Here is a 7,350-nt window from a genome sequence, read left to right on the forward strand (position 1 = left end):
GAAGGTCCCACCGGTCCGGTCGATGGTGCGGACCTGGTGGCGGGTGAGCGGCTGGACGCAGTGGTCCTGGGGGGTGTCGGCGTCCAGGTTGTAGTCGAGCAGCCCGGCCCAGCCGCGCCGCAGCCCAACCACCTCATAGCCCCGGTCGGCGGCGGCGTAGACCAGCGTCTTGATGCAGGGGTTGAGACCGGGGACGTCGCCCCCGCCGGTGAGCACACCGATCCTGGTCATGCGCATGCCTCCAACAAGGGGAAACCGGGGGAATGGGCATCCTTGCCCTGGAACTGCCGGCCGGCAGCGGCCGTGACCAGTAAGCATAGCGCCCGCTGGTGGACGACGCCCCAGCCGGCACAGATATAAGGATTGACTTATATAAGCTCAAAGTGAGACACTGGGCCGCATGCACGCGTTCGACGTTCTCGGGGACCCGGTCCGGCGCCGGATCCTGGAGCTGCTCGCCGCCGGCGAGCAGCCCTCCGGCGCCGTCAGCGCGGTGATCCAGCGGGAGTTCGGCATCACCCAGCCGGCGGTCTCGATGCACCTGCGGGTCCTGCGGGACAACGGGTTCGCGACCGTGCGGGCCGAGGGCGCCCGCCGCCTGTACGCCGTGGACACCGGTCCCCTTCAGGAGGTGGACGCATGGCTGGAGCACTTCCGCGGGTTCTGGACCCAGCACCTGGACGCCCTGGCCACCGAGCTCGCCCGTGGGAGGCGCGAGCGCGACCGGAGGGAGAGGGACGGATGAACGACATGGCAAGCGAGATCGAGGCCATCAACCGCTCGGTCGGCCGCCGGAGCATCGCCACCGGCGACGGCCCCTCGGTCGTGCTGCGGCGCAGCTACGACGCGCCGATCGAGGACGTCTGGGACGCCTGCTCGGACCCGGACAGGCTCAAGCGCTGGTTCCTGCCGGTCTCCGGGGACCTCCGCCTCGGCGGGAGGTTCCAGATCGAGGGCAACGCCGGCGGCGAGATCCTCCGCTGCGACCCACCGCGCCTGCTGGCCGTCTCCTGGGTGTACGGCGACAACCCGGCCGACGAGGTCGAGCTGCGGCTGGCCCCGGGGTCGGACGGGACCACCGTGCTCGAGCTGGAGCACGTCTCGGCCCCCCCGGGGACGGCCGACGGCCTGGCCGGGGTCGGGGTCGGCTGGGACCTGGCCGTGTTCGCCCTCGGCGTGCACCTGGCCGGCCAGACGATCGACCCCACCGGCCTGGAGCAGACGCCCGAGTACCGCCGGTTCGTCGTCCTGAGCAGCACCGCCTGGGGGGCGGCGCTGGAGGCGGCCGGCATGGCCACCGCCGCCGAGGCCGCGGCCGTGGTCGAGCGGACCACCGCCTTCTACGCCCCCGGCGTGGACGAGGAGGCCTAGCCCGGCTGCCGGGCCCGCGGCCGGGGCACGCCGGTGTCGGCAACCACGGCCCTGGTCGTGGGGAGGTCCCTTGACGCCGCCTCCCATTCGTCGGCCGGGGGGCCGGCGTAGATGCCGGTGTGCTCGGCCGCGGCCATGGTGGCCTGGTCCTCGCGGAGGAAGCCGAGCTGGGCCACCTGGGGACGAATGGCCCAGTCGAGCAGCCAGTCGAGCGCCACCCGGATGCGGTTGCCGTTGCACGGCAGGGCGAGCAGGTGGTAGCCGCGGGTCACGACCAGCCCGGGCAGCCCGCCCAGGGCCACCCCGAGCGGCGAGGCGACCGCCTCGAAGCCCCCCAGGTCGACCACGAACCCGAGGTCCCGGTGGCGGTAGGGGACCGCCTTGCCGAACCCGAGCGAGGCGGCCACGTTGCGGGCGGCCAGCTTGCCCTGGCGCTGGGCGTGCTGGGCGGTCTGGCCGGTGAGCTTGCCCGGCTGGGTCAGGTCGGGGACGGCGGCCGCGTCGCCGAAGGCGAACACCTCGGGCACGCCGGGGACCCGGAGGTCGGCCCCGACGACCAGCCGCCCCCGCTCGGTCGGCAGCCCGAGGGTCTCGATCAGCGGGCTCGGGGTGACGCCGGTGCACCAGACCAGGGTGTGGGTCGGGATGGTCTCGCCGTCCGAGAGCCGCACCTTGCCCTCGGTGGCCTCCTCGACGGTCGTGCCCAGCCGGACCTCGACCCCGCGGCGGCGCAGCACCTCCATGGCGTCGTCGCCCAGCCCCCGGTCCAGCTCCGGCAGCACCCGGGGGGCCAGGTCGACCAGGACCCAACGCAGGTCCTCGGCCCGCAGCCGCGGGTACTCGGCAGCCGCCCGCGTGGTGACGTGCTGCATCTGGGCCGCGACCTCGGTGCCCGAGTAGCCGGCCCCGACGACCACGAAGGTGCAGCAGGCGCGCCGGCGGGCCGGGTCGTCGGCGGCGTCGGCGTTGTCGAGCTCGCGCAGCACATGGTCACGCAGGTAGGCGGCCTCGGCCAGGGTCTTCAGGCCGAGGCCGTGCTCGGCCACCCCGGGGATGTTGAAGGTGCGGGTGACCCCGCCGGGGGCGAGGACCAGCCGGTCCCAGGCCAGCTCGTGGTCCGACCCGTCCATGCGGCGCAGGGTCGCGGTGTGGCCCTGGACGTTGACGGCGACCACGTGCCCGAGGAGCACCCTGGCCCGGCGCAGGGCGGCGTGCAGCCCCACGGCGATGTGGCGGGGCTCGACCACACCGGCGGCCACGTTGGGCAGCAGGGGGCTGTAGAGCAGGTAGTCGGCCGAGCTGGCCAGCAGCAGCTCGGCGGCGTCGGGGGGCAGGTGCTTCTCCAGGCGCCGCATGCAGTGGAACCCGGCGAAGCCGCTGCCGACGACGAGCACGGTCGGCGGGCGCGAGGGTGTTGTGCGCTGAGGTGAGGACATGGGTAGATGGGTAGCACGTCGGCCGAGGAGGAATCCATGCGCGACTACCGCACCCATCGTCCCGGCACCTACCAGGAGATGATCTCGGGCTTCCGCTGGGAGGTCCCGGCCAGCTACAACCTGGCCGCTGACGTGCTCGACAAGCACGAGCCCGACCGCCCGGCCATGCACTTCGTGTCCGACGAGGGCCGCGACGAGCACTGGACCTTTGGTGAGATGCGGCGGCTCACCGACCGCACCGCCAACACCCTGCGGGAGCTGGGGGTCGGCAAGGGCGACCGGGTGGCGGTGATGGCCCCGGCCTCGCCCGAGATCGCGGCCAGCTTCCTGGCCACCTACAAGTGCGAGGCGATCCTCCTCTCGATGTCGGTGCTGTACGGCGACGACTCGATCGCCTACCGGCTCAACGACTCCGAGGCCAAGGTGCTGGTCACCTCGGCCGCCCACCGCGACCGGGTGGCCGCCCTGCTCGACAAGGCGCCGTCGGTGGAGCGGCTGGTGGTGGTCGGCGGCAGCGGCGACGAGAGCTTCGAGGAGCTGACCGGGGCGGCCGCCGACCGCTACGAGACCCCGGCCACCGACCCCGACACCCCGGCCCAGCTCTACTACACCTCGGGCACGACCGGCCTGGCCAAAGGGATCCTGCACGCCCACCGCTACCTGCTCGGCCACGAGGAGTTCCAGTTCAGCCACGACGTCCGGGCGGGCGAGCTGTTCCACTCCACCGGCGAGTGGGCCTGGATCGCCGGGATCGTGCCCGGCATCCTCGGGCCCTGGCGCTTCGGGGTGGAGACGCTGGTCCACGGCCGCAAGGGCGGGTTCGACCCGGGCAAGGCGCTGCGGCTGATCGCCGACCACGGGGTCGGCAACCTGTTCACCACCCCGACCGCCATCCGGGCCATGATGGGCGTGTCCGAGGCGGCCGGGCTGGACTTCTCGGTGCGCCTGGCCTGCTCGGCCGGGGAGCCGCTCAATCCCGAGGCGATCGCCTGGTGGGCCCGGACCGTCGGCTGCCCGATGCTCGACTACTACGGCCTCTCCGAAAGCTACCCGCTGTGCGGCAACTACCCGACCGTCGAGGTCCGGCCCGGCTCCATGGGCCTGCCCCTGCCCGGCTGGGAGGTGGCCATTCTCGACCCCGACGAGCAGCCCGTCCCCCAGGGCGAGCCGGGCGAGATCTGCCTCAAGGCCCGGTCCAACCCGCACTACCCGCTCGGCTACTGGAACCGGCCCGAGGACTCCAAGGAGGTCTTCGGCGGCGACTGGTTCCACACCAAGGACACCGCCCGCCAGGACGAGGACGGCTACGTCTGGTACTCGGGCCGGGCCGACGACGTGATCATCTCGGCCGGCTACCGGATCGGGCCGTTCGAGGTCGAGAGCACCCTGCTCGAGCACCCGGCGGTGGCCGAGTCGGCGGTGGTGGCCAGCCCCGACGCGCAGCGCGGCCACGTCGTCAAGGCCTACGTCCGCGTGGTCCCGGGCACCGAGCCGGGCGACGAGCTGGTCGCCGAGCTGCAGCGGCACGTCCGCGAGCGCCTGTCGGCCTACGCCTACCCGCGCAAGGTGGAGTTCGTCGACGACCTGCCCAAGACCCTCACCGGCAAGATCCGCCGTTCCGAGCTGCGCAAGGCCGACACCGGGACCGGAGGGGACGGCGGCTGAGTTGAGCCGGGCGTCGGGCCCGGGGTACCGTCTGGCGCCATGTACGACACCCGCTGGCCACGGCCGGGGCCGGCGATGGCGGCCGTCGCCGCCGTGCTCGGCCTGGTCGCCGGGGCCATCCTCGGCCTCTCCTCCCCCGGGTCGGCGCCCCCGGCCCAGGCCCGCGCCCCGGTGGAGCCGACCTTCGCGCCCACCAGCACGACCATCCCAGAGGAGTTCCACACGGTGGTCCTGGGCAGCTACAACGACCGCGCCCGGGCCGATGCGCGCCTGGTCGCGGTCCGCACCATGGGGGTCGAAGACGCCGGTATCCTCGACAACGAGCAGTACGTCCTGGGCACCGCCTTCGCCGTCTTCAGCGGTCGCTACGAGACCCAGGAGGAGGCCCGGGCCCACCAGCAGGAGCTGGCCGGGTACGGCATCCCCGAGCGGGACCGCTACTACAAAAAGGTGACCAGGCGCGCCTGAGGGGGTAGGCAACCCGACCGGGGAGGTGTCGCCGATGCCGATGTCCGCTCACGAGGTCCGCCAGGCGCTGCACGAGCTCGGCGACCTGCGCTATGCCGCCGGCGACCTCGACGACGCCCTGCACCGGATCGTCCAGTGCACCCACGACCTGTTCGCCGTCGACGGGGCCAGCCTCATGCTGATCGACCCCGACCAGCTGCTGCGCAGCGTCGCCGACTCCGACGAGCGTGTCGGCCACCTGGAGGAGCTCCAGATCGAGCACGGCGAGGGCCCTTGCATCGACGCCTTCGACGACAAGGAGCTGGTCCACGCGGCCGATCTGGCCGCCGAGAAGCGCTGGCCGGACTTCTCCCCGGCCGCGGTCGAGCGGGGCCTGCGGGCCGTGCTGGCCAGTCCCATCCCCTACAACCAGATGGCGATCGGGGTGGTCGCGGTGTTCTCGACCAGGGCCAACCCCTGGTCGCCCGAGGGGGAGCTGGCCCTGATCGCCTTCACCGACCTGGCCGCCCTGACCATCGCCAACACCATGCAGAGCGAGCAGCGGGGCGAGCTGGCCGAGCAGCTCCAGCGGGCCCTGGACGCCAGGGTGATCATCGAGCAGGCCAAGGGCGCCCTGGTCGCCCGCGACGGCGTCACCCCCGGGGAGGCGTTCGAGCAGATGCGCCGCCGGGCCCGGACCGAGCGCCGCCGCGTGGTCGAGATCGCGCGGGAGATCATGATCACCGCCCGCCGCCCCGAAGTCGGGGGCTGACGGCACAATCTTCCCATGACCACCGACCCGCTGGAGGCCCTGCGGCGGCTCTGCCTCGCCCTCCCCGAGGCGACCGAACGCCTCAGCCACGGCGAGCCGACCTGGTTCGTCCGCGGCAAGACGACCTTCGTCAGCTACGCCGACCACCACCACGACGACCGCCTCGCCTTCTGGTGCGCCGCCCCCCAGGGCACCCAGGAGGCCCTGGTCGCCGCCGACCCCACCCGCTTCTTCCGTCCCCCGTACGTCGGCCAGCGCGGCTGGCTCGGCGTCTACCTCGACGTCCCCGTCGACTGGGACGAGATCGCCGAGCTCGTCACCGACGCCTACCGGACCGTCGCCCCCCGGCGCCTGGTCGCCGAGCTCGACGCCCGCCAGCCCTAGGGCGGCGCCGTCTCCAGCAGGCCCTCGCGGACCAGGCGGCGGACCAGGACCAGGCGGCTGGTGGGGTCGAGGTGCGCGGCCAGGTCGGCGACGGTCAGGCGGTCGCGGGCCGCGATCTCCCGCATGGCCGGGGCCAGGCGGGCGGGCATGCGCAGGCTGCGGTCCCCGAGCCGCACCTCCAGGCGGTCCTGGTGTTGGCGCAGGCGGCAGCTGGCGCCGGGACGCCGCCGGACCACCGTGTCCTGGCCGATCTCCTCCAGGGCCAGGAGCTGCTGCAGCTGCCCGGTCAGGAGCGGCGGCCGGCTGGACCAGAAGCGGTCGGCGGCGGCGGCCGCCACCGCGCCCGGGTCCAGCTTGTCGAGCCGGCGCCGCAGCTCGGCGAGCTGCTCGGCGACGCCGGCGGTGAGCGCGGCCGGGTCGGCCGCGTACCCGGCGGGCAGCGGGGCCGGCGACAGGGCGTCCCGGACCACCGCGGCGACCGCCGGGCCCACCGCGTCCGTCCAGGTCGCCGGGACCACGCCGACGGTCAGGTGGACCGAGGCGGTCGCGGCCGTCCAGGCGGCGTGCGGGTAACGCTGGGGGAGGTAGAGGCAGTCGCCCGGCGCCAGCTCGGCCTCGAGCAGCGGCGGCCCGGGCTCGCCGCCCGGGGCGTGCACGTCCCAGCGCTTGTGGCCGTGGACCTGGAGCACGAACACGTCGTGGGTGTCGTGGTGGACGCCGAGCCCGCGCGCGGCGGGCGGGGTGACGTAGGCGTTGACCTGGACGGGGTGGGTCAGGGCGAGCTCGAGGTCGCGGCCGAGGCGGGCCAGCGGCGGCCAGAAGCGGTGCAGGCTCTGCAGCACGATGGTGGCCCCGGCGTGGAAGTGCTCGTACACCAGCCCCGGGTCGGCGAGGTCACCCACGGGCCGGCCACCCACCCGTCCCGGCCTGGTGTAGGACCGTGGGTCGAGCTCCCGGCCGTGGGTGACCAGGCGGAAGGCCGGGTGGCGGGGTGTGGTCGAGGACAGGATGTGGTCGACGTCGCCCAGGCTGAACAGGTCGGCGAAGGCGGCCGGGTCGGCCGCCGGCCGGTACAGCGGCGCCCGCGCCCAGTGCGCGCGGGCGAACCGGTCCGGGTCGCCGACGAGGCGGGCGAGGACGTCGCCGGCCGCGCCGTCCCGCGGGTCGCTACCGGCCGGGCTCGCCGGCGTCGGCATCCCCGGGCTCCCCGACGTCGGTCCGGTCGACGGTGCCCGAGTCGGCGACGTCCATCATCGCACCGGTGTCGCTGGCCCC

At 74.0% G+C, this 7,350-nt stretch carries 9 protein-coding genes; 6 read left to right on the forward strand and 3 right to left on the reverse strand.

The features are described from left to right. Nucleotides 1-231 (reverse strand): 6-phosphofructokinase (locus tag VF468_08840; GenBank protein ID HEX5878413.1); only part of this gene is annotated, 231 nt, incomplete at its 3' end. Nucleotides 232-400: 169 nt separating this feature from the next. On the opposite strand from VF468_08840, the gene VF468_08845 reads away from it, so the two are divergent. Both VF468_08845 and VF468_08850 read left to right on the forward strand, forming a co-directional pair. Beyond that, complete coding sequence (locus VF468_08845) at nt 401-745, forward strand: metalloregulator ArsR/SmtB family transcription factor (protein ID HEX5878414.1); 345 nt, start codon at nt 401-403, stop codon at nt 743-745. Next, on the forward strand, nt 742-1,371 hold the full coding sequence (locus tag VF468_08850) for an SRPBCC family protein (GenBank protein HEX5878415.1): 630 nt from the start codon (nt 742-744) through the stop codon (nt 1,369-1,371). The genes VF468_08845 and VF468_08850 overlap by 4 nt, the downstream gene beginning before the upstream one ends. Here VF468_08850 and VF468_08855 read toward each other — a convergent pair. Further along, complete coding sequence (locus tag VF468_08855) at nt 1,368-2,765, reverse strand: NAD(P)/FAD-dependent oxidoreductase (GenBank protein ID HEX5878416.1); 1,398 nt, start codon at nt 2,763-2,765, stop codon at nt 1,368-1,370. The two genes, VF468_08850 and VF468_08855, sit on opposite strands and share 4 nt — an antisense overlap. 48 nt (nt 2,766-2,813) lie before the next feature. Between VF468_08855 and VF468_08860 the strand changes: the two genes are divergently transcribed. Genes VF468_08860 through VF468_08875 form a run of 4 tightly spaced genes read left to right on the forward strand, consistent with a single transcriptional unit; the run spans nt 2,814 to nt 6,075 of the window. Next, on the forward strand, nt 2,814-4,472 hold the full coding sequence (locus tag VF468_08860; GenBank protein ID HEX5878417.1) for an acyl-CoA synthetase: 1,659 nt from the start codon (nt 2,814-2,816) through the stop codon (nt 4,470-4,472). A gap of 39 nt (nt 4,473-4,511) precedes the next feature. Then, the gene (locus VF468_08865; GenBank protein HEX5878418.1) at nt 4,512-4,940 is read left to right on the forward strand and encodes an SPOR domain-containing protein; all 429 of its coding nucleotides are present in this window, start codon (nt 4,512-4,514) and stop codon (nt 4,938-4,940) included. 34 nt (nt 4,941-4,974) lie between these two features. Then, entirely contained in the window at nt 4,975-5,691 is a 717-nt protein-coding gene (locus VF468_08870; protein HEX5878419.1) for a GAF and ANTAR domain-containing protein, read from the forward strand. A gap of 15 nt (nt 5,692-5,706) precedes the next feature. Then, nucleotides 5,707-6,075 (forward strand): MmcQ/YjbR family DNA-binding protein, encoded by a 369-nt coding sequence (locus VF468_08875; protein HEX5878420.1) that lies wholly within the window; start codon nt 5,707-5,709, stop codon nt 6,073-6,075. Here the strand turns inward: VF468_08875 and VF468_08880 are convergent. Then, nucleotides 6,072-7,271 carry a cupin domain-containing protein gene (locus VF468_08880; protein HEX5878421.1) on the reverse strand — a complete coding sequence of 400 codons (1,200 nt, stop codon included), beginning with the start codon at nt 7,269-7,271 and terminating at the stop codon, nt 6,072-6,074. The two genes, VF468_08875 and VF468_08880, sit on opposite strands and share 4 nt — an antisense overlap. Nucleotides 7,272-7,350: the final 79 nt, after the last annotated feature.

It is taken from the genome of Actinomycetota bacterium, assembly GCA_036280995.1.
Lineage (GTDB): Bacteria > Actinomycetota > CALGFH01 > CALGFH01 > CALGFH01 > CALGFH01.